Source organism: Candidatus Tisiphia endosymbiont of Nemotelus nigrinus, from assembly GCF_964026475.1.
GTDB lineage: Bacteria > Pseudomonadota > Alphaproteobacteria > Rickettsiales > Rickettsiaceae > Tisiphia.
Genome location: NZ_OZ032151.1, coordinates 1,294,777 through 1,315,883, shown reverse-complemented (window position 1 = coordinate 1,315,883; position 21,107 = coordinate 1,294,777). Strand labels below are relative to the sequence as shown.

Below are 21,107 nucleotides of genomic sequence, written 5' to 3'. Positions count from 1 at the left end.
CTCGAGTTTTTCTCAATATTTCTAATAATGTCTAATTACCGGTAGCATAAGTTTCAAATATTTTCTTCACAAGCGGTGCACGGTCAGGTATAATGGACTGAAAAAAATGGACAGAAAAAAAGAGGTATTAGTTTCCTAATTAAGATAAAATAATAAGAAAAAATTAGGATAAAAAATGACAAAAGAAAAAGTAAAAGTTTTTAGTGCTGAAGAAAAAACTAGGGTAGTATTAGAAGTACTGAAAGAAGATAGTCCATTATCAGTGATAGCATCAAAATATGAGATAAGCTCAAAGACAATTAGTAATTGGAAGAAACAATTTATATCAAATGCAGCATTGGCTTTTGAACCAACAAAACTAGTAAGTAAATATCAGGAACAAATTAATATGCTGAAAGAACAAAATGATGACTTAGCTAAAACTCTTGGAAAAACAATAGTAGAGAGAGATTGGGCTGTGGGAAAGCTACAAAGCTTGGACTTATCAAATAGAAAAGAACTTGTCGATTCCAAGCTAGCAATGTTACCAAAGACAAGGCAATATAAATTATTAAAGATTAATCGTTCTTCAATGTACTATAAAGTAAAACCATTTAGTGCGTATAACTTAAATATTTTAAATAAAATAGATGAAATATATACTGATAATCCTGAATTTGGTTATCGTTATATCCATAGACAATTATTAGAAGATGGCTTGGTTATTGGTAAGGATCGGGTTCTAAAATATATGAACATGATTGGCATAGAGGCTATTTATCCAAAGAGGAAAAAATTAACGTCTGAAAAAGATAAACAGCATAAAATTTATAGTTATTTGCTTGATAAATACTGGTCTAATTTAGGCACAAGTAAAACTGTAAATGTACCTAACAGTAACGAGGTTTGGAGTGGAGATATAACTTATGTTCGAACTAATTCGGGATTTATGTACATGGCAGGAATTATCGATTGGCATAGCAGAGCTGTGTTGAGTTATAAATTATCAAATAGTATGGACGTAAATTTGGTAACTGAAGTATTGCAGGATGCACTTAACAAATACTCTGCACCGCAGATATTTAATAGTGAACAGGGCAGTCAATATACCAGTAATGAACACATTCAAATTTTACAAGAGCATAACATTAAAGTTTCGATGAATGGTAAAGGAAGAAGTATTGATAATATAATCATGGAGAGATTTTTTCGAACTTTAAAATATAATTGTATATTTATTAACGATTTTAAAGATGTTAAAGAACTTAGGAGAGGTATTGATGATTATATAAATCACTATAATTATAGAAGATTTCATTCAAGTATTGGTTACAAAAAACCTATGAATGTCTATCTAAATTCTATACAAAATTATGAACAAATTGCAGCTTGAAAAATGAAAAAATGGGAAACAAAATTATTATTTTTTTGTCTTGATTTTTCAGTCCAGTATATATCCTTATAATTTTTTGCTATTTTTACGATATAATAAAAAATGTAGGGCTATGCTAGCAATGACCTATAGGAACTTATAATAATATCAAGAACTTATTCGGGTTAGCTATATATTAACGGATTAGCTGCAGTAATTGATAAAATAAGAGGAATCACCTTGGATAAAACTATTTTTTGGGTTATTATTGTTGGTACTATTATAGTAACTTTGACTTTGATCTCTAATATATTGATGCCATTTTTTATAGCTGGAATAATATCATACATATTACAGCCTATAATTGACAATCTGTCGTTACGATATAAATTATCTAGAACTATAGTGGTTTCAGTAATTTCCTTCCTATTTTTTAGCATTCTTGCTATAATACTAGTGGTATTGCTGCCTATCATATATCAACAAACAACTTTGCTGGTTAATAAGATTCCAGCTTATAAAGATTATTTACAAACTGAATTAATACCTGTTATTACGACAAAAATTTACTCGATAGATCCAAATATTGCTGATACTATAAAAAATTCTGTTAGTGATTTTGTTAATGGTATATTTTTGCTGCTCACAGGTTTTGCTAATAATATTTGGCATGTGACGAAGGTAACAATCAATTTATTGGTGTTGATTTTATTGATACCTCTTATATTATTTTATTTTTTACGGGATTGGTTTATAATGTCAAATAATATCAACCTTTTACTACCCTTGAAAGGTAAAAAGAGAATTCAAGAAATATTATCAGCAATTAATACTGCCTTGTCTGCTTATATAAGAGGGCAGATAAATGTTTGTTTGTTACTGTCAGTTTATTATGGAGTTTCTTTATCGGTTCTTGGTGTAGATCTAGGAGTGTTGTTAGGGGTTTTGTCTGGTTTCTCAATAATTATACCATTTGTTGGCATCTTAATATCCTTTTCTCTTACCATGATCGTTAGTTATTTTGCTTTTGGTATGGTTAATACATTATTTTATATAATCATTATCTATTCGATTGGTATAATAGTTGAAGGATATATTTTATCACCGAAAATCATAGGTGATAAGATTGGTCTACATCCTCTTTGGATAATATTTGCAGTTCTAGCATTGGGTAATATATTTGGTTTCTTGGGTATATTATTTGCTATACCAATTGCCAGTATAGTAAAAGTTTTGTTTTTAGCTGCTATCGATTTTTATAAATCCAGTAAGTTTTATAGCTAACCTAGCAGCATTATGCCAAATTCACAAAAGTCATTGCGAGAAGGCGTAAGCCGCACAACTGTTGAAAGTTAGAAGAAAGGGTTTTAAATAGGGTAACGTCATTGCGAGAAAGACCGTAGGTCGACGAAGCAATCCAAAAAAATAATCATAAGTGGATTGCTTCGTTTGGGCTTCACGCCTTCTCGCAATGACGAGTTACAGGTACATACGTCATTGCAAGGAGCTACTTTAGTAGCAACGAAGCAATAACGAAGCAATCTAGAAAAATGATTAGAAATGGATTGCTTCGTCGACCTATGGTCTTCCTCGCAATGACACCTATCCATATAAGAGTTAAAGATTATCTATTAATTATGAAAGACTCCCAACAATATGTATTACCATTATTTGGTAATGATCAATATATTCTAGATAATTTTATTAATTCACCTTCCAACCAGGTCGCGTATAATTCAATCAAAAACTGGTCTGTAACTTGGGGTAGTAAACCTTATGAGCTTACGGTTTTGCTTTATGGCCCATCTTCTTCTGGTAAGACATATCTTAGTAAAATATGGCAAAATTTGTCGAATGCATTTTTTATAAAAAAAGATTCAGATATACTTAGTGTAGAGCATATAATGCAGTATAATGCTTTTATTATGGAAGATATAGAATTTTGGCATGAAAGAAATGTTCTCCATTGTTTTAATTTAATAAGTGAGTGTCGTAAATATTTGTTGATGACTACAGGAAGTTTAGCTAATAATTTTGCATTACAGGATTTATTATCAAGAGTCAATTCTGTTCTAAGATTAGAAATAAAACAACCAGATGATGAATTGATGAGCAAGTTAATCTTTAAGTATTTTTCCGATCAATCGGTTAAGGTATCTGATTGTGTAACTAAATATTTATTAATTAATTTGCCAAGACAATTTGATCAAATGACAAAATTATTGGGGACAATAACACATTATGCATTAGTGCATAAGCGACCTATTACCATCTCTCTTATCAAATATGTACTAAATGCTAACCCATTAATGTCATAGACACTTATATCTTAAAAATGTGATTAAGTGTCTAGGCTCTCACATACAAAACCTAGTCATATTCTTTAGGGGTTTTCTCTTGTTGGGATAAAAGTTTTGCTTGCTCAATATTCTTGTCTAATTCCACTTGACTACAAATTCCAAGTAAAACTGGATCTCGTGGGCGAATGTTTTTCATGTTCCAGTGACTACGATCACGGATAGCATCTATGGTAGACTTGGTAGTACCAACTAACTTGACAATCTGGTTATCTAAAATCTCTGGATAATTTTTAAGTATCCAATATATTGCGTCTGGTTTATCTTGACGCCTAGCAATAGGAGTATACTTAGATTGTTGTTTCTTCTTGGTATTTACCAAATCGTAGGCAACATTAACAGAAATCCTTAAACTACTAGTTGGATCTTTTGTACAACGTATGATTTCTTCTTTGGTTAACTGTCCTCCAACAATTGGATCTAAGCCCTTAATACCGTAAGATACCTCACCATCAGCAATGCCTTTAATTTCAAATTCATGAATCCCACAAAAATCAGCTATCTGCTTAAACGTTAAGGCAGTATTATCAATCAACCAAATAGCAGTTGCTCTAGGCAGTATAGGTAATTTCTGTTGTGAACTCATAGTAAACTAATATAATATTGATATGTGTATCTTCCAAAAATATAGTCTCTTCTAACTAATAAGTCAATAATAGACTTCTAAGTACAGTTCCCTAAAACCTAAATCCAATACCTATTGCAATCATTAGTGGATTAAACTTTACTTTAGAGGATACAGGTTGTGTTATTAAGGGAGCTTTATAATCAATCTTAGTATTAAGAAAATACTGTTTTATATCTAAGTTAATTAACGTATCATCTTTAGCATAAAAATCCACTCCTGCTTGCAACACAGCGCCATGACCACTTTTAACTGTACAGCCTTTAGACTTACCAAGAAAATAAGCTACATGATAACCAGCACCAACATAAGGTCTGATAGCACCAAAAGGAGCTATGTGATATTGTCCCGTAACAGTTATAGGAATCATATAAAGCTGCCTTCTTTTAGTAATAGCTTTTGGATCATCACCATAATTATAAGCCACATTCTTTAAATTGGTATTTTTAACACGTAATACATCGAAACCTAAAGATAACTCTGCAGCAAAATTACTAGCAAAGAACATTGATGTGGAAGCATCTAAGCCATAACCATTTTCAACAAAATTACCAATCGATACTGGATTTTTAACAGTAGCCTTAGGAAAGTCTGTTTGTTTTGCACTAGATCTTATCCCTCCTGCTCTCATCTTAAATACTAAATCACCCCCATTCCCGTAATAATCAGCATTATAATTAGCATTATAATCATTATCAGCATCAGGATTAGCAAAGCTAGAAATACTAGCACAACTTACCAATAGAAACATCCCTAACTTTTTTACGACTTTTATCATAACTATAAACCTTCTCTTGCTTTAAATATATTGCTGTACTATATATACTCTTCTCATCTGAAAATCAAATGATAATGAGATTTTTTAAACTTGTCTAACAATGATGATACTATAACACTAAATATAAGAAACACTAAGTATAAAAAACAAATAAACTAAAAAATTTAAGGTCTATATGAATAATAAATTAAATACTTATTTTATTGGCATTGGCTGGTTTATATTAAGTATGCTAACTAGTGCAACTAATGACATAACAGCAAAATATCTTGGACTTAGGCTACATAGTTTTGAGGTAGCTTTTTTTCGCTTTCTCTTTAGCACTCTAATTCTTGTGCCATTTATTTTTTATTATGGGAAACAAACTTTAACCACTACTCGCCCTTTTGTCCATATTGCAAGAGGGGTTTTGTTATGTTTTGGTATGACCTCTTGGACTTATGGCTTACAACTTGCACCAGTGACTACTGCTACAGTTGTTAGCCTAGCTATACCTTTATTTACCTTGGTTTTGGCAGTATTTTTCTTAAACGAAAATATTATTTGGCAAAGATGGGCAGCAACTTTATTTGGCTTTATTGGAATTGTTGTTACTCTGAAACCACATGCTAGTGATTTTAACCCACATATATTGATTTTTGTATTAGCTGCGATATCTTTTGCCACGTTAGATATTATTAACAAAAAATTTGTAGTAAAAGAATCAATGATTAGCATGCTATTTTATTCTGCTCTAGTAACTTCTTTATTATCAATACCACCATCAATAATGTATTGGAAAACGCCTAATATTTCAGAATTTATTTTGCTATTTATTTTAGGATCAGGAGGGGGTTTAATTTCATTCTTTCTCTTAAAAGCTTTCTCTCTGGTCGATGCTACTGCCATTGCACCTTATAGATATTTAGAGTTAATAATTTCAGCATTAGCTGGATATCTTGTTTTTAATGAAATGCCTGAAAATAGCACTTTATACGGGGCATTGATAGTAATTCCTGCGACATTGTTTATAATATATTCTGAGAAAGATAATATGACCCAAGATGATAAAATATCGCATGAATAAACGTAAGTTGGTTTTTGCAAGCGGCATAGCAAATGCATTTGAATGGTATGATTACGCACTATTTGGTCTTTTTGCCCCTATAATAGGTGAAAAATTCTTCCCTGGATCAAACCCTAACTCATCTTTATTGCATGCTTTTTTGGCATTTGCTATCGGTTATCTAATGAGACCAATAGGTGGGGTGTTTTTTGGGGTACTCGGAGATCGTTTTGGTAGAAAAATTGCTTTAAGTACCTCTATATTTTGTATGTCTCTGCCAACAGCTTTAATTGGTGTGTTACCAACTTATGACGATATAGGTATTACCTCAACTATATTGATGATTTTAGTTCGCATGTTGCAAGGTTTATCAATGGGCGGAGCACTTACTGGCTCAATTTCATTTGTTATTGAACATACGGGCATAGCCTATCGTGGTTTTAGTAGTAGTGTATCAATGTCCAGTATTTGTATTGGTTTATTATTTGGTTCAGGAATTTCGCAGTGCATACAAAGCCTTTTATCAGCAGAGCAATTTGATGATTGGGGGTGGAGAATACCATTTTTATTAGGAATCCTTATCTTCTTTGCTGGGCTTTACATAAAAAAATATACAAGTGAAACTCCTAGCTTTCAAAATATGAAGGAAAAGGGTAAAATCTTAAAGTTTCCCCTAAAACAAGTTATTTCTGTATACTGGTTTGATATGATAATATCAATCGTCATCAATTCTACAGGTTCAGTATTATTTTATCTACAAACTATTTACCTAATGTCATTTTTAAGGATGAATCGTGGTTTCACTGATGATGAAGTTAGTAATTTAGCTAATTATTGTTATATCATCATGGCAATTGTTACTTTATGTTCTGGCTATTTGTCGGATATAATTGGTCGCAAGAAAATCTTTGTAATCAATCTACTGGTAATTATTTTAGTTACCCCATTTTTGATGCAAGTAATTGAAACTGGTGACTTTTATCTTATAATTATATCTCAAATAATATTATCAATTTTAGCTGCTTGTTATATTGGTCCTGAGCCTGCACTGCAAGCTGAATTCTATCCAACCAATATCAGAAACACAGCTTTATCATTATCTTATAACATAGCAACTAGTATTTTTGGTGGCACAACACCTTTAGTGATAGCATATCTTGTGCAAAAAAAGGGTACTATTACTTCGGCTATTTATTACATAATTGCTTGTGCTATTGCAAGTTTAATAGCTTTGTATTTTTATAAGGATCGTTCAAGGATATAATAGACTTGCTGCATAAATCAAAGATAGTTGAGGGATTTTTAGGAGAAACGAAGCCGAGCACCGCAGCGTACACAGACGTACGTGAGGAGCGGAGGCGAGTTTCGACGACAAAATCACCAACTAGATTGACTTATGCAGTAAGTCTAATAACTATTTTAAAGATTTTTCTAGTATTTATAGCAAAATTATCTATAAAATACTTAGTGGCTTAATAAAAGTAGTATATACTATGGCTAAATGCTAATCGGGTTAGCTGTATAATTATGATATTTTGATAAATAATGAACTTATAATTTTATGACAGAAGTAATAGCTAAAGAACAATTAGAACAATATATAAATCAAATAGAAGGGCTTGAACAAGAGAAAGCTGAACTATCTGAAGCAATAAAGGATGTGTTTGATGCAGCCAGCTCCAGTGGTTTTGATACTAAGGCTATGAAGTCTGTGTTAAAACTAAAAAAGCTTGATAGAAATAAACTGGCTGAACAAGATGCAATCTTAGAATTGTACAGGCAAGCTTTAGGTATATAAATTAAAGAATTTAATAATGAAGTTATATCCGTTAAGACTGTTACCTGATCAAGTCAATTTTGATTTTATCAAATTTAGAAAAGTAAGTTATACGATGTCCATTATTTTGTCTCTTGTGAGCATTATGTGGATAGGAATTTATAAGTTTAATTTTGGTATTGATTTTGCTGGTGGGATTGTTATAGAAGCACGCCTTGACCAAGAACCTGATTTAACCAAAATGCGTGAAGTACTTAATAACCTTAAGATTGGTGAAATAGTATTACAGAATTTTGGTAACCAGCATGATTTGTCTATACGAGTTGGCAGTAATAGTGAAGATACTTTAATGCACAATATTGAGCTGCTCAAGTTGACTTTAAGCAACCAATTTCCTTATAAATTTGAATATCGTAAAGTAGATTTTGTTGGCCCACAAGTTGGGTCGCATCTGATAAGATCAGGAATAATGGCGCTAATTCTTTCTTTTCTTGCCATAATGGTTTATACTTGGGTTAGGTTTGAGTGGTATTTTGGGCTTGGTATATTGATAGCTTTGCTACATGACGCCATACTAAGTTTAGGTTTCATGAGTGTAATGAGATTAGACTTTAATCTAACTTCAATAGCGGCTGTCCTTACCATAATAGGTTATTCCGTTAATGATTCAGTAGTGATCTATGATAGGATTAGAGAAAATTTACGAAAATCATATCAGAAAACAATGCCACAAATTATTAATCAGAGTATTAATGAAACTTTGTCTAGAACCATTCTAACAGTTGTAACAACCTTGTTGGCGAACCTAGCTTTAGTGATATTTGGTGGGGAAGCTATTCACAGCTTTAGTATGTTAGTATTTTTCGGCATAATAGTTGGCACCTATTCCTCTATATTTATATCTGCTCCTATATTGATGCTGTTTGTTGCTAAGAAATTTAGTAGAGTTCCTGCATAAGTCAATCTAGTTGGTGATTTTGTCGTCGAAACTTGCCTCTGCTCCTCACACCTTACATAAATTATATGATAAACTCTACAGAATTGCTAAAAAAAAGTTTCACAATTATAGACTTAGCTATCTAATTCCATTAACATAGCCAAGGAATCTACAGGGTTTTGTTGTTCCAGTACTTCTTTAACTATACTGGACTGAAAAATCAAGACAAAAAAATAATAATTTTGTTTCCCATTTTTTCATTTTTCAAGCTGCAATTTGTTCATAATTTTGTATAGAATTTAGATAGACATTCATAGGTTTTTTGTAACCAATACTTGAATGAAATCTTCTATAATTATAGTGATTTATATAATCATCAATACCTCTCCTAAGTTCTTTAACATCTTTAAAATCGTTAATAAATATACAATTATATTTTAAAGTTCGAAAAAATCTCTCCATGATTATATTATCAATACTTCTTCCTTTACCATTCATCGAAACTTTAATGTTATGCTCTTGTAAAATTTGAATGTGTTCATTACTGGTATATTGACTGCCCTGTTCACTATTAAATATCTGCGGTGCAGAGTATTTGTTAAGTGCATCCTGCAATACTTCAGTTACCAAATTTACGTCCATACTATTTGATAATTTATAACTCAACACAGCTCTGCTATGCCAATCGATAATTCCTGCCATGTACATAAATCCCGAATTAGTTCGAACATAAGGGTGAGTAGACTGAAGCATTACAGCTTCAGCCCCTCTCAGAACGGTGCGTGAAACCTCTCAGCTCACACCGCTCCCACCATTTTAGCCTTTGGATATATTCCTAATTTCCAATGTATAAAAGCTTCAGGATTATGATTTGCTAATCTATTTAGATATTCTCTTGCACGTCTTTTATGCCATGCAAGTTTCTTATATTTTCTCCTAACCCACTGCACCAAATACCAATTCAGGTGCTTCCATATGTTGTGCATTGCCGATGGATAAAACTGCCCATAATAGTTATACCAACCTCTTAACTCAGCTTTAAACATTTCCGAAAGTTCAGATAAGGACTTGTCATTCTTAAGCTGAATGTGCCAACTCCTTATGGTTTGTATGATTGCTTTCTTAGAGTTATTACTTATCGCAGGTAAGAAATTTGGATGAACCATGCCTTGTTTGTTTACACATCTTCTTGGTCTAAAACTATATCCGAGAAAGTCAAAGCTGATTCGTTCATATTCATTACGACGATTATTGTCCTTACAATATATAATACCTGACTTATCAGGATGTATCGTAAGACCACATTCCTGGAATCGTTGTCTAATAACTTGTAACACATATTCTGCCTGTTTTTGACTCTGACAATGGAGTAAACCATCATCAGCATAACGACAAAATGCTACACTTGGCATTTCTCTTCTTACCCATGCATCAAATACATAATGTAAAAATAAATTTGCTAATATTGGACTTATCACTCCTCCTTGAGGTGTTCCCTTATCGCGCATAATAATATTTCTTTTGTCATTTTTTATCCTAATTTTTTCTTATTATTTTATCTTAATTAGGAAACTAGGTTCTGTGAAGTTTTCTAACGAAGCCATATAAAAGCTCCAACAAATTGCAAAAAAGACAAGAAATCAGTAGCAGTTTTATCAAATCTCGAAAAAATTCGTCTAAAATGTTTAATTTTACCAAAAAAACATTCGATCGAATGACGTTCTTTATAGATATGTTTATCGTACTCCCTTTGCTGTTTTCGGTTCTTTTTTGATGGAATAACAGCTATACAATTTTGCTCTTCAAGCTGCTCAATAAAAGCATTGCTATCATATGCCTTATCGGCAAGGAGCATAGTATTTTTAATATCTTTAACCAATGAGTTGGCTTGTGTAATGTCATGTCTTTGACCTGCAGTTAAAATAAACTTTAAAGGATTACCAAGAGCGTCAACTAAGGCATGGATTTTAGTAGTAAAACCTCCTTTACTACGCCCTAAAGCTTCTTGATCTTGGCTATCTTTTTTATAACCTGCTGAGCATGCATGGGCACGAACTATAGTAGCGTCAATCATTGTTGATTCCATGTCAGGATTAGCTTGTACTTGCTCAAACAAATCGGTCCATATTCCTTTATTAGACCAAGTTTTAAACCTCATATGCACTGCTCGCCATGAACCATAAACACTCGGTAACAACCGCCATTGGCATCCTGAACGTGTTATGTACCATATTGCTTCAATAAATCGTCTAAGCTTATCCTCATTTCTTGTTTTTATATCTTTTCTTTTTCTTAATATTTCAATAATTTGTTGCCATTCTCTGATTTTTATATGATAATTCATTCCGGTAGTGTTTTTGATTGTCTAAAATAGAAAATACACTACCTCTCCTTCTTTTTAATTTATTTTTTTACAAAACTTCACAGAACCTAATTGTTTAGTCCCAGGATGTGGTGGTTAGGGTTAATAATAAATTTATTTGGATCAGATGTCCATGTTTTTATGATAAATTCATAAGGAGTTAAACCTTTAAGAGCTTTAAGTCTTTTTGCGAAATTGTAGGCATTGATAAAATCATATAAATGTTGTTTAAGTTGCTGATGATTGTCATAATAAAAACGTTTAACAGTTGCCTCTTTAATAGTACGATTCATACGTTCTACCTGTCCATTAGTCCATGGATGATTAACTTTTGTTAGCCTGTGTTCAATATTGTATTCATAGCAAATACGATCAAAAATATGCATCCAAGCATTCTTATCTACTGTTCTGTTAGTAAATTGAATACCATTATCTGTCAAAATAGTATGAATTTTATAAGGTATAGCTTTAATTAAATTACGAAGAAATTGTGCTGTTTCTGTCTTGGTACATCTTGGTAAAAGTTCTACATACACAAACTTTGAAGTGCGATCAATAGCAACAAATAGATAGAGTTTACCTTCTTCTGTTTTGACTTCAGCAATATCTATATGGAAATAACCAATTGGATAAAGTTTAAACTTCTTCTTGGTTTTGTTATTTCCTTTTACTTCCGGTAACCTACTAACATTATGGCGTTGAAGAAGTCTATGTAAAGAAGATCTAGTAAGCTTGGGAATACTGACTTGTAAAGCATATAAGCAATCATCTAAAGATAATAAAGTGTGTTTACGAAATGCTATACACATAGCTTCTTCTTCAGAAGTTAATACTGTAGAAGATGGTTCTTTGGGACCCATACAAGTATCTTGTAATGTAGTTCGTTTCTTCCACTTAGCAACTGTTTTAGGATTAATAGAATATTTTCTTGCTAAAGTCTTTAAGCTCTCTTGACTATTTTGGATTGCGAAACGTATTGCCTCTGTCGTTTTGGCACAGCCGTGTAATATTTGTCCCATAATTCCTCTCTTGATGGTAATTCTTTATAATATACAACATTACACCCTGGGACTAAACACCTAATACCTCTTTTTTTCTGTCCATTTTTTTCAGTCCATTATAAACCTCGGTTTTTTCTAATTTGGAGGTGAGAGCTAATACTACAGTTGTAGATTGAATAAATTGTAAGAAATTTGAGTATTTTACCTCAGTACACGACAAAAAGATTAACATGATATAATAATGGGCAATCTGGGAATTAATGGTTTAATAAACATGTCAATAATGCTAGACACTGTTAACAAAGCTTATTTAATTGGTGAATAAAGTCTTTTTTGCTGCAAATTATAAGATTTTTTTGAAAAAGGTACACTATTCCAGCAAAAATCTTATTAATTTTCGCTAAAAAATCCATTAATTCATCAATTAAATAAGCTTTGTTAACAGCAATTATCTTTTATCTAAATTTTCAAAAAAATAAAAATATTTATCTAAATAACAAAACAACGTTTTTGTTGAATAAGTTTATGGCATACTTCAAGTAGTTTACGCATGCATGCAACTATAGCAACCTTTTTAGGTTTAAAATTGTTAACAAGCCTATCATATAAAGCTTTCAAATATTGAAAACCATTTTTGACACCGTTTTTACCAGCCAATACCGCCATATATAAAGCATATCGTGGTATTTTTCTGCCACCTCTAATAAATCTTCGTCCTTGCTTATTACCACTATCACGGGCATAAGGAGCTATCCCTACAATTGCTGACAATTCATTACTACTATAATTTTTATTCCCTAATTCAGGTAAAAAACTAATTAGTTTTTTAGCTACGCATTTACCAATACCAGGCACACTCTCTAATATTTTTACCTTCTCTTTCAACTCTTCTGACTCATCTATTACTTCACTTAATTTTTTATCAAGCTCAGCTATTTCATTCTGTAAAAATTTAATGAGCTTTTCTATACTCTTTTTATCAATACCATCAATACTATGATGTAGCCTCTTCTTTTCATTGCTAAGCATTAATACTAAATCTTCTCGCCTTTGCTGATATCTCTTCAAAGTATCGGATTCAACTTGATATAAATAATTAGCTGAAAGCTGCATCTTATCGCCATAATATGCTAATTTAAATGCGTCCTTCTTATCAGTTTTACACAAATTCACCGATTTACTAATGAATTAAAGCTATATGTATTGACTTTATGTACCTGTTGTTTATTATTATACAATTTTTGGCAAATATCCGCTTCATAACCTCCAGTAGGTTCACATACTATTAGCTTAATTTCTTGTTCTTTTGTTAATTTTATCAGTTCTTCATGCCCTAACTTATCGTTGGAAAAACGATTATATATCGGTTTATTGTTAGACTCATATAAACATATATCTAACCATTTTTTACTTACATCTAGACCTATTATTTTACTCATGATATAATCTCCTTCATCTTATTGTGCAAGGCTGCTGTTTCCAGCACCTTCTGCAATTTGTTCAAAGCAAACTTTGTAAGAGGGTACTTATTCTGTTTACGACTATTTCAGTCCAGTGTCTATCAAGTCACCCTCTTACAATTACTTATATCATAATTTAAAGATATAAGTGTCTACGAATAAAAGCCTATTTTTTTATCGAATACAGTAAATTAGGTATTATTTCTCCATTACTACAACCATTACATTAATTATACCCCAAAGAATCAACCGCGATTGATTTCGTGGGGGTATATCAGATTGTGAGTAGGTATGGACCACAATTGTCGGAAGTTAGAAAAGGAAGCAATTTTAGGCAGGACATTTTAAAAGCCGTATGTGGTTAACGTCATTATTGCAAGAAGGCGTAAGCCTACGAAGCAATCCACTTATGGTTAATTTTCTATAATTAAATATAAAAACAACTATCATCATGTTTAACAGTGTATATAAAAATTTTAGGTAATACAAGTAATTTTACTAAAAATTTTGAATTAATATACATATCAATTTCCAATCATTTTGCGTAGTGAATTACAATTGTTAAGTTTTATCGAGTATATATGTTGATATTGGTAGAATAATTTGCTATATATAGCCAAAATTCAAGCTATAGTAATAAGTGATTGAATTAAGTGTATTCCTTTCTTAGAACAATGGATATGAGCCTTACTATTCTTAATGTTATTCCTAGCTATGGCAAAAACCTAGAAAAGTCTAAGATATTGTTGAAATAATTATATTAATTGCGGTCGTGGCGAAATTGGTAGACGCGCAGCCTTGAGGGGGTTGTTCCTAACAGAGTGGAAGTTCAAGTCTTCTCGACCGCACCAATTATATATGTTTCAACTTAGTTGCCTTATAAAATCTAACATGTTAAAATAACCTGATTATTTTTATAACTAATCCGAATAGCATTACTTCGCTATTGTAAGCAACCGAAGGTGACGAAGCAATCTCTAATGAATGTGGATTGCCACGACCACTATGTGGTCTAGCAATAACAAAAATTTACTATGGCTAAATGTTAATCGGGTTAACTATAATATGTATAACCGAATTCTAGATAACTTGTTATCAAAAATTTGTGCTGACGAGGAGTTATGCAGAATCAACCAAAAAGTATGTTACCGGTACATCAAAACCAATTTGATGCAACATTTGAACAGATTAATAATCTTCTAAATAATGATGAGGTTGGTAAAGCCGTGGAGATTATGAGTAATCTCCATTATGCAGATCTTGCAGATTTTTTAGATAATATAAATCAGAGAACATATAAAATAATTCTTCCTTTATTACAGGATACACTAAAACCTGAAACTTTAGTGCAGCTTAGCGTAAGTAGAAAGCCATTAATAATCCAAAATTTAGGTATAGGAAAAACTGTACATTTAATTAATCAGCTGGCTATAGAAGATGCTGTTGAAGTTATAGAAGATCTTGATGATATAACAAAAGAAATGATCTTAGATAATCTCAAAGTAGAAAAGAGACAACAAATTATCGAAGGATGTACTTACCCAGAAGACACTGTTGGTAGAGTAATTGAAAGACATTTTGTATCATTTCAGGAAGATTGGACAGTAGCCAGAGCTATAGATTTTATTAGACACCAACATATAACCCAAGATTTCCATGCTGCTATTGTAACAGATAGTAAATATCGACCTATAGGTAGTATACTCCTAAGCACTTTACTTAAACATAAAGGGGATGAATTAGTAAAAGAGCTGATGAATCCTGAATTTAAAATTACCGATCTCTTTACTAACTTAAGTGAGTTAAGTTTTATTTTTAAACAATATGCTTTAACAATTGTACCAGTGGTCAATAAAAGCGGTAAATTAATAGGTACTATTTCAATAAACAACATGCTTTACATCATTGAACAACAAACAGAAAAAGATATAATGTCACTTGGTGGTGTTCATACCAAAGACACATTCTACAATCTATTTTATACTGTAAGACATAGATTTCCTTGGTTATTTTTCAATCTAATTATCGCATGTATGACATCGATAATTATTAACCAGTTCAGTATGACAATCTCTAAACTTGTAGCACTGGCGGCTATTATGCCTATTGTTGCTTCTATGGGGGGGAATGCTGGCACACAAGCTATGACAGTGACAGTTAGAGCCCTTGCCAACAAAGATATTCATCATAGTAACGTATTAAAAGTGATTCTAAAAGAAGTAGCTGTATGCGGATTTAACGGTTCTATATTAGCGTTAGTTGGGGCACTGTTAATCTTAGTAATGCTTTCTGATCCACAGATTAGCTTGATTTTTTCCATAGCCGTTATTCTAACTTTCTTAATTGCCGGTCTTTTTGGTTCGACAATACCAATTACTCTACATTATTTAAACATTGATCCCGCCACTGGTTCAGGTGTATTCTTGACAGCCATAACCGACTCGTTTGGATTTTTTGCCTTCCTAACTTTAGCTTATATCTTTTTGGGATAAAAATTGACGAAAGAGTGCAAAAAGCTATTACGGTAATATCTAATTCACACTCCAATTATTCAAATCATTTGACTATATATTTACTTCATTTTTTCTTTTAGCAGTGAGCTAAGCTTTAATAGCAGAAGTAAGGAAGGAATTGTTGTGATAGTAATAAATGTAAAAAAGTTTTGCCATCCGAATTGTACTACAATATATCCTGAAAGAGCAGGAAAAATCGATCTAGAAAATCCCATCATAGAAGAGAAAAACGAATATTGTGTAGCACGAAATTTACCTTGGCAGATTGAAGCAATAAAAGCAATGTAGGCTGTCATGGTCATTCCACCAGTTATACTTTCAAAACCTGTAGTAATAAAGAATAATGGTAAATTTTTGCCATAAATCTCTTGCAGAATAAATAAGGTATGTGCTATTGCATGAATTACTCCAAATATCAGTAAACTATCCAAGATACTCTTTTTTCTCATCACTAAGCTAGCTATTAGTCCGCCAATTATTATAGATATTATACCAAAAAATTTTCCTACACTGGCTATTTCAAATTCGTTATAGCCGATATGCATTAAGAAAGGGTTAATCATCATACTAATAAAATCATCTGGCAACCTATATAAAATCAAGAAAACTGTTATTAAAAAAATTAAAGGAAAAGCTCCTACAGGACTCAAGATATTTTGGACAAAGTTTGAAATATTTACCTTATGCTCTTGATATGTTTGGGGAATTAAGTCGTGTTTTAATCGCAAGATACTCACAACTAAAATAGCAGAACAAACAAGTACAGAAATGGCAAAGATTTTATATATATTATTCCACCCCAAATGGCTTGATAGATAGATAGCTCCGGAGCCTGATATTAGCATACCGATGCGATAGCCAAAAATATAAATTCCAGAAGCTGCTCCTTGAGATTCTTTTGCAATGATTTCGGTTCTAAGGGCTCCTAGAACAGTATCTTTAGCTGAACTTAAAAATGATATTATCAAGCCTACTAGTGCAAACAATATTAGACTATGGTGAGGATTCATGGTACTTAAAAGAAAAATAGCAAATGCCAACAAAATCTGGATCAGGCAAATCCAAGATAATCTATGACCAAGTAGTTTAGTTAACCAACCCAACTGTATCGTATCAAAAATAGGAGCCCATAAAAAATTGATAGAGTACGGTATTACGATAACAGCAAACATCCCAATAGATTGTAACTCAATATTCTCCTTGGCAAGCCAATAGTTTAAAGTATTACCTGTAATCATTAAGGTAAATCCACTAATTAGACCAAACAACCAAATAACGAATAATTTTGAAGGAGTTAACATAAGTATCTATTGGGAAAAAACCATAATACAGTAATAATTTATCCTATACAACTTGGATTATATAGCTAACCTGTAAATGCTTATATCTATCAACATTAGGGTTAGTTATATACTCACCCCTTACGCATAAGCCCCATGACAATTTAAAAATTGCAGAAAAATACAAGACGCTATTAGCGAAACCACTTAGTGGTTGTAGCAATCCACACTCATTAGATTGCTTCGTCGCTACTAAAGTAGCTCCTCGCAATGACGCCGGGCTGTTTTCCCTGTGACTTTTAAATGCCATACGTAAGGTGAGTTATATAGTGAAGCCTATTGAATTATGTGATACAAACTTTGTGTTAACCTTGCGAAAGCAGGTATCTATATTCCCGCCGCTGCTAAGAATCACAACTTAAAATCGTTATGTTCTTTATCACCTAATCCTATGGGATTAACTATATGTTCTAACAACGCTTAATTCCCTTTAGTTTCCCTTGGAAATATATGGTTTGTAGGATATTGATAATCTAACCCTATTCGAGTATAGGGCAAGACTATCTTATTAGGAACATTATTACTGTAACTAATTCCATAACCTTTTTGACACCATTCTTTAACCAAATTAAAATTATGACTAAAATTTTTATCTATCTTTGATAATAGTTGGTATTTTCCATTATAATATACCATAGGGTCTATGCCTCTAAATTTTGGTTTAATATTTATTTGTCCTTTGCCAAATTCCACTATTGAAAATGTTTTAATTTTATGAGAATACTCCTTAAATAATTTTTGTAATTTAACATCTTTACTCTTTTGAAGCTTTGTTAAAACTTGCTTATCTACACCAAAATGTAATTCATCTTTAGTGATAAGATTAATATCTACAGCACGTTTTAAAATCTTAACAAAGCAATCATAAATTACAGCATTCCACTCGCTACCCCAGAATTCCCAAGTAAAATCTAAAGATAGCATAGCAAATTTTTTAGCAAGCACAGGTTCTGTAAAAAACCATTTATTATGTTTAAATTGTAAATTTTCGACAATTTCCTTTGCTTCAATTTTTGAAATTTTTTCAAGAATAACCCCTGTGTGAATATTATATTGGATACGATCTGCACAGAGTGAAGGTAAAGGGGATTCTAATGCTACGTACTTAGGGTTATCAGGATCTAATTCGCTAATAGAAATGTTATATTTACTGATAATTTTTTCAATATCCATTTTTTTTAGAAACCATAAATGGATAGTATCCTGATAAGAACGTCTGCTATTTGGTTGATAAAATAAATTATCTCCCAAATGAGAAAAAACAGTATGAGAAACGTCATGTAACAAGCCGGCTATTTGTTCAATTTTTGAAACTCCTACTTTTTGTAATAATACAAATACTCCTATACTGTGATCATAGCGACTAAAAAACGGCATTAATTCCAAGTAAGGCGGCGGACCAGATTGATCAATTTCTTTTATTCTTTGCATAGCTTTACTTTGTATTAATTCCTCTATTATCGGATCATTAACTACTGAATCACCCCATACTGTATGAAGAACATGTTCAGCATAAGAAGATAAACAAATAATATAATTTATTATAATAGAAAAAATTATTTTCTTTATCACAAGTTACCTTCTATAATTAAAAAGGACTCATTATCAATCAATACCGTTAATTGTCAAGATTTCCGTTGCAATCAGCCCCCTTCATGAAGAATTTTGTTGACAAAACTGAGGAAAGTATTACTATTGCTGTTCTTAATTTAAGATAGTAGAAATGTTTAAAAAGTTGAGTTATCACTTTTAAAATTTTTGTTAAATAATATCAAAGGATAGTTTTTATATGAAAGTTGTGAGTTCGTTAAAATCTCTAAAAAAAAGAGATAAAGATTGTCAGGTTGTAAAAAGAAAAGGTAAAATTCTTGTAATAAACAAGAAAATTAAAAGGTTTAAAGCTAAACAAGGTTAGATGATTTAGAAGTTTTATAGTTATTGATTAAATTTCTAAGATTTAATTTTAGATGGAGAATCTTATGCAAAATACTAATTTGATAATAGCTGTAGCAGGTCTATTTTTAGTGTTTATTATGTTCTTTGTTTATAAAAAGAGCAAGAAATCATCTATTAATATGCTTGTCAAGGATACCAATAATGCAGAAGAATTTAATGCACCATTTAATAAAGCAAATAATAATACCAAGAAGCTAACTTTAAAAGAAAAGGTTGAGCTATCGTGGAGGTTCTTATATGAAATTACAGAATCAATTGTTAATAAGTTTTCTAAAGAGGATGTAGAAGTAGTAAATCAACTTGGTCATATACTGTTAAATAATGGGATGAAGTATGAGCATGTAGTAGATCTTGGCATCAAGCAACAGATTACATCAAGAGCTGCAAATATTGAACAACAAGCCCTTTCTCAGTCTCAAAAATCTTTGGGTAAATAGTCGCTCCATCAAAAGTCTAGAGTATAACATCTACTATATTTAAATGTAAAAGGTGTCATTCCCGCGTAGGCAGGAATCTAGATGCCTGCTTTCGCAGGTATGACACAAAGTTTGTATTACCTAATCCAATAGGTTTTACTATATATTCTAGCCTTTTTGACGAAGCGACTAGCTACATAGTCATGTCTAACGAACCTAATACCAAAATCAAACCAACATAATTATTATTTTTAAATCTAATAAGACAGTTTTGTGGATTTGAAATTTCTAATGTTATTACCTGCCAAATCAGCATCATATAAGCACAAAGGATAGCTATATAATTAAGGTGATGGGTCGCTATAATGTTAGCAACTATGAATAATATTATGAAAATGGTATAATAAACATATAAATGCAGTTTATAATTTTTCTTTTCTAAAAATATTGGCATTGATTTGACATTAATCTTTTTATCGTACTCTATATCCATAAAGCCATAAATAATGTCATAACCGATAGTCCAAAAACAGCAGGCAATATACATAATAACAGCTTCTAGTGATATTTTATCAATCACCGCACTATTACCAATCAAAACTCCATTAAATGTTAACCCTAAAAATATCTGTGGAAAGAAAGTAATTCTCTTCATTAGTGGATATAAAATGATCAAGATAAAGGAAAAGAATCCTAAGCAAATTGCTGTTTTATTTAATGACAATAAAATGGTTAGAGAAATAATTGATAATATAATTAATAAAATCATTGCGTCACTTACATTCAATGTTCCATTAGCTAAAGGTCTGTTTTTTGTTCGTAAAACATGTTTATCAAAATCTCTGTCAAAAATATCGTTAAGAACGCTACCAGCTCCCCTAGTAACGATACTTCCGATAAAGAATAATGATAATAATTTTAGCAAACTATATATTGTAATACTGGTAAGAAGAACCCCAAAGCAGGCTGAAAAAAATACCAGAAGATAGCCAGTAGGATTGTACAGTCTCATTAAACTAAGGCTTAGAAAAAATTTATTTGGCATTACTATTAATTATGATATATCTTGGTTAAAAAAAATGATAATTGCTATTAGTGGAACATAAAAATCTGCTATATTCACAAATATAACCGAATACGTACGAACCTGTAACTCGTCATTGCGAGAAGCCACTTTAGTGGCGACGAA

Annotated in this window: 22 protein-coding genes and 1 tRNA gene; 12 read left to right on the top strand and 11 right to left on the bottom strand. The window is 31.6% G+C overall.

Annotated features, from left to right (window positions below):
- The first annotated feature begins 175 nt into the window (after positions 1 to 175).
- The 3 genes from AAGD39_RS06225 to AAGD39_RS06215 all read left to right on the top strand — a co-directional run bounded on the left by AAGD39_RS06225 (position 176) and on the right by AAGD39_RS06215 (position 3,669).
- Positions 176 to 1,372, top strand: a complete 1,197-nt coding sequence (locus AAGD39_RS06225) for an IS3 family transposase (protein ID WP_341756122.1) — start codon at positions 176 to 178, stop codon at positions 1,370 to 1,372.
- A gap of 219 nt (positions 1,373 to 1,591) precedes the next feature.
- Positions 1,592 to 2,635, top strand: a complete 1,044-nt coding sequence (locus tag AAGD39_RS06220) for an AI-2E family transporter (protein WP_341756491.1) — start codon at positions 1,592 to 1,594, stop codon at positions 2,633 to 2,635.
- A gap of 353 nt (positions 2,636 to 2,988) precedes the next feature.
- Positions 2,989 to 3,669 carry an HdaA/DnaA family protein gene (locus tag AAGD39_RS06215; RefSeq protein WP_341757255.1) on the top strand — a complete coding sequence of 227 codons (681 nt, stop codon included), beginning with the start codon at positions 2,989 to 2,991 and terminating at the stop codon, positions 3,667 to 3,669.
- A 52-nt stretch (positions 3,670 to 3,721) separates the two neighbouring features.
- On the opposite strand, the gene AAGD39_RS06210 is transcribed toward AAGD39_RS06215, so the two are convergent.
- Positions 3,722 to 4,294: a cell cycle transcriptional regulator TrcR gene (locus tag AAGD39_RS06210; RefSeq protein WP_341756490.1), complete on the bottom strand. Its 573-nt coding sequence runs from the start codon at positions 4,292 to 4,294 to the stop codon at positions 3,722 to 3,724.
- Between the two features lie 91 nt (positions 4,295 to 4,385).
- Entirely contained in the window at positions 4,386 to 5,111 is a 726-nt protein-coding gene (locus tag AAGD39_RS06205; protein ID WP_341756489.1) for an OmpW family outer membrane protein, read from the bottom strand.
- Positions 5,112 to 5,286: 175 nt separating this feature from the next.
- Between AAGD39_RS06205 and AAGD39_RS06200 the strand changes: the two genes are divergently transcribed.
- From AAGD39_RS06200 to secF, 5 genes are all read left to right on the top strand, one after another.
- The gene (locus AAGD39_RS06200) at positions 5,287 to 6,177 is read left to right on the top strand and encodes a DMT family transporter (RefSeq protein ID WP_341756488.1); all 891 of its coding nucleotides are present in this window, start codon (positions 5,287 to 5,289) and stop codon (positions 6,175 to 6,177) included.
- Complete coding sequence (locus AAGD39_RS06195) at positions 6,170 to 7,420, top strand: MFS transporter (RefSeq protein ID WP_341757254.1); 1,251 nt, start codon at positions 6,170 to 6,172, stop codon at positions 7,418 to 7,420. Before AAGD39_RS06200 ends, AAGD39_RS06195 begins: the two co-directional genes overlap by 8 nt.
- Before the next feature lie 5 nt (positions 7,421 to 7,425).
- Positions 7,426 to 7,632 carry a hypothetical protein gene (locus tag AAGD39_RS06190; RefSeq protein ID WP_341756487.1) on the top strand — a complete coding sequence of 69 codons (207 nt, stop codon included), beginning with the start codon at positions 7,426 to 7,428 and terminating at the stop codon, positions 7,630 to 7,632.
- An 85-nt stretch (positions 7,633 to 7,717) separates the two neighbouring features.
- Entirely contained in the window at positions 7,718 to 7,954 is a 237-nt protein-coding gene (locus AAGD39_RS06185) for a DUF2312 domain-containing protein (protein WP_094649130.1), read from the top strand.
- Between the two features lie 16 nt (positions 7,955 to 7,970).
- Positions 7,971 to 8,891 (top strand): protein translocase subunit SecF, encoded by a 921-nt coding sequence (secF, locus tag AAGD39_RS06180; RefSeq protein WP_341756486.1) that lies wholly within the window; start codon positions 7,971 to 7,973, stop codon positions 8,889 to 8,891.
- Positions 8,892 to 9,134: 243 nt separating this feature from the next.
- Here secF and AAGD39_RS06175 read toward each other — a convergent pair whose 3' ends face one another.
- The 6 genes from AAGD39_RS06175 to AAGD39_RS06150 all read right to left on the bottom strand — a co-directional run bounded on the left by AAGD39_RS06175 (position 9,135) and on the right by AAGD39_RS06150 (position 13,672).
- Positions 9,135 to 9,623: a DDE-type integrase/transposase/recombinase gene (locus AAGD39_RS06175; RefSeq protein ID WP_341756485.1), complete on the bottom strand. Its 489-nt coding sequence runs from the start codon at positions 9,621 to 9,623 to the stop codon at positions 9,135 to 9,137.
- 44 nt (positions 9,624 to 9,667) lie between these two features.
- Positions 9,668 to 10,378 (bottom strand): reverse transcriptase domain-containing protein, encoded by a 711-nt coding sequence (locus AAGD39_RS06170; RefSeq protein WP_341756484.1) that lies wholly within the window; start codon positions 10,376 to 10,378, stop codon positions 9,668 to 9,670.
- Positions 10,379 to 10,461: 83 nt separating this feature from the next.
- Entirely contained in the window at positions 10,462 to 11,214 is a 753-nt protein-coding gene (locus AAGD39_RS06165) for an IS5 family transposase (protein WP_341756183.1), read from the bottom strand.
- 86 nt (positions 11,215 to 11,300) lie between these two features.
- Positions 11,301 to 12,251, bottom strand: coding sequence for an IS481 family transposase (locus AAGD39_RS06160; RefSeq protein ID WP_341756483.1), 951 nt, complete (start codon positions 12,249 to 12,251; stop codon positions 11,301 to 11,303).
- Positions 12,252 to 12,722: 471 nt separating this feature from the next.
- Positions 12,723 to 13,406 carry a transposase gene (locus tag AAGD39_RS06155; protein ID WP_341756404.1) on the bottom strand — a complete coding sequence of 228 codons (684 nt, stop codon included), beginning with the start codon at positions 13,404 to 13,406 and terminating at the stop codon, positions 12,723 to 12,725.
- Positions 13,403 to 13,672, bottom strand: coding sequence for an IS110 family transposase (locus tag AAGD39_RS06150; protein WP_341756405.1), 270 nt, complete (start codon positions 13,670 to 13,672; stop codon positions 13,403 to 13,405). The genes AAGD39_RS06155 and AAGD39_RS06150 overlap by 4 nt, the downstream gene beginning before the upstream one ends.
- Before the next feature lie 787 nt (positions 13,673 to 14,459).
- Here AAGD39_RS06150 and AAGD39_RS06145 point away from each other — a divergent pair.
- Positions 14,460 to 14,544 (top strand) — tRNA-Leu (locus AAGD39_RS06145).
- A 270-nt stretch (positions 14,545 to 14,814) separates the two neighbouring features.
- A complete protein-coding gene (mgtE, locus tag AAGD39_RS06140) occupies positions 14,815 to 16,185 on the top strand; it encodes a magnesium transporter (protein ID WP_341756482.1) in 1,371 nt (456 codons plus the stop codon).
- 80 nt (positions 16,186 to 16,265) lie between these two features.
- On the opposite strand, the gene AAGD39_RS06135 is transcribed toward mgtE, so the two are convergent.
- Both AAGD39_RS06135 and AAGD39_RS06130 read right to left on the bottom strand, forming a co-directional pair.
- Positions 16,266 to 17,507 carry an AmpG family muropeptide MFS transporter gene (locus AAGD39_RS06135; protein ID WP_341756481.1) on the bottom strand — a complete coding sequence of 414 codons (1,242 nt, stop codon included), beginning with the start codon at positions 17,505 to 17,507 and terminating at the stop codon, positions 16,266 to 16,268.
- Between the two features lie 459 nt (positions 17,508 to 17,966).
- Positions 17,967 to 19,118, bottom strand: a complete 1,152-nt coding sequence (locus tag AAGD39_RS06130) for a hypothetical protein (protein WP_341756480.1) — start codon at positions 19,116 to 19,118, stop codon at positions 17,967 to 17,969.
- Positions 19,119 to 19,335: 217 nt separating this feature from the next.
- On the opposite strand from AAGD39_RS06130, the gene ykgO reads away from it, so the two are divergent.
- Positions 19,336 to 19,461 carry a type B 50S ribosomal protein L36 gene (ykgO, locus tag AAGD39_RS06125; protein ID WP_094648811.1) on the top strand — a complete coding sequence of 42 codons (126 nt, stop codon included), beginning with the start codon at positions 19,336 to 19,338 and terminating at the stop codon, positions 19,459 to 19,461.
- 64 nt (positions 19,462 to 19,525) lie between these two features.
- A complete protein-coding gene (locus AAGD39_RS06120; RefSeq protein WP_341756479.1) occupies positions 19,526 to 19,939 on the top strand; it encodes a DUF2660 domain-containing protein in 414 nt (137 codons plus the stop codon).
- A 172-nt stretch (positions 19,940 to 20,111) separates the two neighbouring features.
- Here AAGD39_RS06120 and ubiA read toward each other — a convergent pair whose 3' ends face one another.
- Complete coding sequence (gene ubiA / locus AAGD39_RS06115) at positions 20,112 to 20,969, bottom strand: 4-hydroxybenzoate octaprenyltransferase (RefSeq protein WP_341757253.1); 858 nt, start codon at positions 20,967 to 20,969, stop codon at positions 20,112 to 20,114.
- Positions 20,970 to 21,107: the final 138 nt, after the last annotated feature.